This is a genomic window from Pseudomonas sp. GM84 (assembly GCF_000282535.1).
Classification (GTDB): domain Bacteria; phylum Pseudomonadota; class Gammaproteobacteria; order Pseudomonadales; family Pseudomonadaceae; genus Aquipseudomonas.
Map to the genome: position 1 here is coordinate 1 of NZ_AKJC01000375.1, position 3087 is coordinate 3087.

The following is a 3087-nucleotide window of genomic DNA, read 5'->3' on the forward strand; positions in this document are numbered from 1 at the left end:
GGCTACCCGCCGAACCTGCAGGTACTGGTGGACGGTGTGCGCGACGTGCGCAGCGCCAAAGGGGCCAAGTTCTATTTCCTGCGGCGCATCCCTCGCGACCCGCTGGTGGCGGTCAAGGGCGATGACGAAGGTGGCTGGGGCCTGCGCGCCTACGCCAGCAGCCCGGACAACCCGCGCGAAGGCGAAGACGTGTTCGATGTGTATTCCAAAGCCCGTGGCAAAGGGCTCAACAACATCCCCTACGGGCAATGGTGACGGCCATGAAACGCAGCCGAGGCTTCACCCTGATCGAACTGCTGGTGGTCATGGCGATCATCGCCACGCTGATGACCATCGCCATGCCGCGCTACTTCAACAGCCTGGAGAGCTCCCGCGAAGCCACCCTGCGCCAGAGCCTGGCGGTGCTGCGTGAGTCCCTGGACCACTACTACGGCGACACCGGTCACTACCCCGACTCGCTGGAGCAACTGGTGGAGCAGCGCTACCTGCGCAACACCCCGGTCGACCCGATCACCGAGCGCAGCGATGCCTGGCAGCTGGTGCCACCGCCCGAAGGCGTGGCCGGTGGCGTGGCCGATATCAAGAGCGGTGCTACAGGGAGGGCGCGTGATGGCAGCCTCTTCGCTGAGTGGTAAGGCCTGCGCCGGCTTCACCTACCTGGGCGTGCTGTTGCTGATCGCGGTCAGCTCGGTGGCCCTGGCCGCCAGCGGCACCCTCTGGTCCACCGTCTCCCAGCGCGAGCAGGAGCGCCAGCTGCTGTGGGTGGGCGGCCAGTATGCCCAGGCGCTGCGCAGCTACTACCGCGCATCCCCAGGTCTGGCCCAGTACCCGCAAGAGCTGGCCGACCTGCTTGAAGACAACCGCTTCCCTCAGGCCCAGCGGCACATCCGCAGGCTGTACCCGGACCCGATCACCGGCAGCGACGACTGGGGCCTGCTGCGTTCGATCGACGGCCGTATCACCGGCGTGCACAGCCGCTCCGACGCTACCCCGTTCAAACGCAGTGGCTTCGACACCCAGTGGTCCGGGTTCGAAGGGCTGGAGCACTACAGCGACTGGCAGTTCGTCGCCGAGCAAGCCTTCAACGAAAGCGCCAGCGGCGCGCAACCCCATACCGGCGCGGGAGACACGCCATGAAAGGACTCAACGTTTTTTGCCTGAGCATGGGCCTGCTGCTGGCCGCCGGCGTACCCGGCGTGGCGCACGCCGACGCCGAAGACGAGATGAAGGGTTTTATCGTCGACAACACCATCTCGCACATCGGCCACGACTTTTACTACCACTTCGCCGACCGTCTGCGCGCCACCAGCCGCCTGGATTTCAACCTGGTGGTGCGCGAACGCCCGGATGCACGCTGGGGGAGCCTGGTGACCGTGGAGTTCGAACGCGACGTGCTGTACCGCCGCTTTCTGCCGCCCAATGTCACCCAATTAAAAGAAGAGGCCATCGCGGCCGCCGACCTGGTCAGGCAAGAAGTCGTGCAGCGCAAGCTGCAGCGCCTGCTCCAGGACACCACTGATCTGGAGAGGGATGAGCTATGAACACTCGCATTGCGCAAAGTATCGCGGCTTGCCTGCTGGCCAGCGCCTTCGCCGCCCAGGCCACCGAGCTTGTGTACACCCCGGTCAACCCGGCGTTCGGTGGCAACCCGCTGAACGGCACCTGGTTGCTGAACAACGCCCAGGCGCAGAACGACTATGACGACCCGGACCTCAAGGACCGCACCTCGTCGCTGGCCGGTACCACTGCCCTGGAGCGCTTCAGCAACCAGTTGGAGTCGCGGATGTTGTCGCAGTTGCTGGACAACATCAGCAATGGCCAGACCGGGAGCATGGCCACCGACTCGTTCCTGATCGATGTGATCGACGACTCCGGGGCCTTGAGCATCCAGGTCACCGACCGCGCCACTGGCGAAGTTTCAGTCATCGAGGTCAGCGGCCTGAACCCCTGAGAGGGACAGGATCGTCATTTGGGGAGAGCGCACCATGAAACGTCTGCTGAGCACTTTACTGATACTGGCCACCCTGCAAGGTTGTGCGGGTTTCCTGCGCGAGCCGATGTCGGCCGAGCAGGATACCGGCACGCCGACCCTGACGCCGCGGGCATCGACTTACTACGACCTGATCAACATGCCGCGGCCCAAGGGGCGGCTGATGGCGGTGGTGTATGGCTTCCGCGACCAGACCGGGCAATACAAGCCGACCCCGGCCAGTTCTTTCTCCACCAGCGTCACCCAGGGGGCGGCGAGCATGCTGATGGATGCCCTGAGTGCCAGTGGCTGGTTCGTGGTGCTGGAGCGTGAAGGCCTGCAGAACCTGCTGACCGAGCGCAAGATCATCCGTGCCTCGCAGAAGAAGCCGGACGTTGCGGAGAACATCATGGGCGAGCTGCCACCGCTGCAGGCCGCCAACCTGATGCTGGAGGGCGGCATCATCGCCTACGACACCAACGTGCGCAGTGGTGGGGAAGGAGCGCGCTACCTGGGTATCGACATCTCACGCGAGTACCGGGTCGACCAGGTGACGGTAAACCTGCGGGCGGTGGATGTGCGTACCGGGCAGGTGCTGGCCAACGTGATGACCAGCAAGACCATCTATTCGATCGGGCGTAGCGCGGGGGTGTTCAAGTTCATCGAGTTCAAGAAGCTGCTTGAGGCGGAGGTGGGCTACACCACCAACGAGCCGGCCCAGCTGTGTGTGCTGTCGGCGATCGAGGCGGCGGTGGGGCACTTGCTGGCCCAGGGGATCGAGCGGCGGTTGTGGCAAGTGGCGGGGGATGCGGGGGATGGCAAGGCGGGGGTGGACAAGTACTTGAGTCAGTATCAGCAGGAGTGAGGGGGTGGGGCGCGGAGGGGGTCGACGTTGGGGCGGTGGTGGTTTTGAGATCGAGCGCCGCCCGCGCGGCGCATCGCGGATGAATCCGCTCCTACGTTTGTTGCAACGTACCTATGTCTGATAGGCCATGGTTGCCAGCCTGGTTGGTACGACACGATTTTTCGGCGGACGCCAAAAAGCGGACAACCATGGCCTGACAGACCGTGGCACGTTGCAACAAATGTAGGAGCGAGCTTGCTCGCGATGCGCCGCG

5 protein-coding genes and 1 pseudogene are annotated in these 3087 nt (G+C 64.5%); all 6 read left to right on the forward strand.

Features of this window, described 5'->3' with window-relative positions:
• Positions 1-255, forward strand: a pseudogene (locus PMI38_RS25980) (hypothetical protein); the annotation flags it as partial.
• A gap of 5 nt (positions 256-260) precedes the next feature.
• On the forward strand, positions 261-635 hold the full coding sequence (locus PMI38_RS25985) for a type II secretion system protein (RefSeq protein WP_016394785.1): 375 nt from the start codon (positions 261-263) through the stop codon (positions 633-635).
• Positions 610-1137, forward strand: a complete 528-nt coding sequence (locus PMI38_RS25990; RefSeq protein ID WP_008101118.1) for a type II secretion system protein — start codon at positions 610-612, stop codon at positions 1135-1137. The genes PMI38_RS25985 and PMI38_RS25990 overlap by 26 nt, the downstream gene beginning before the upstream one ends.
• Complete coding sequence (gene csgE / locus PMI38_RS25995; RefSeq protein WP_008101120.1) at positions 1134-1541, forward strand: curli production assembly/transport protein CsgE; 408 nt, start codon at positions 1134-1136, stop codon at positions 1539-1541. The genes PMI38_RS25990 and csgE overlap by 4 nt, the downstream gene beginning before the upstream one ends.
• Entirely contained in the window at positions 1538-1951 is a 414-nt protein-coding gene (locus PMI38_RS26000) for a curli assembly protein CsgF (protein ID WP_008101122.1), read from the forward strand. Before csgE ends, PMI38_RS26000 begins: the two co-directional genes overlap by 4 nt.
• Before the next feature lie 34 nt (positions 1952-1985).
• Entirely contained in the window at positions 1986-2834 is an 849-nt protein-coding gene (locus tag PMI38_RS26005; protein ID WP_008101124.1) for a CsgG/HfaB family protein, read from the forward strand.
• Positions 2835-3087: the final 253 nt, after the last annotated feature.

Bases quoted from the DNA above. Each gene is read 5' to 3' on its own strand.
- PMI38_RS25985 (WP_016394785.1), top strand. From the start codon at position 261: ATGAAACGCAGCCGAGGCTTCACCCTGATCGAACTGCTGGTGGTCATG.
- PMI38_RS25990 (WP_008101118.1), top strand. From the start codon at position 610: ATGGCAGCCTCTTCGCTGAGTGGTAAGGCCTGCGCCGGCTTCACCTAC.
- csgE (WP_008101120.1), top strand. From the start codon at position 1,134: ATGAAAGGACTCAACGTTTTTTGCCTGAGCATGGGCCTGCTGCTGGCC.
- PMI38_RS26000 (WP_008101122.1), top strand. From the start codon at position 1,538: ATGAACACTCGCATTGCGCAAAGTATCGCGGCTTGCCTGCTGGCCAGC.
- PMI38_RS26005 (WP_008101124.1), top strand. From the start codon at position 1,986: ATGAAACGTCTGCTGAGCACTTTACTGATACTGGCCACCCTGCAAGGT.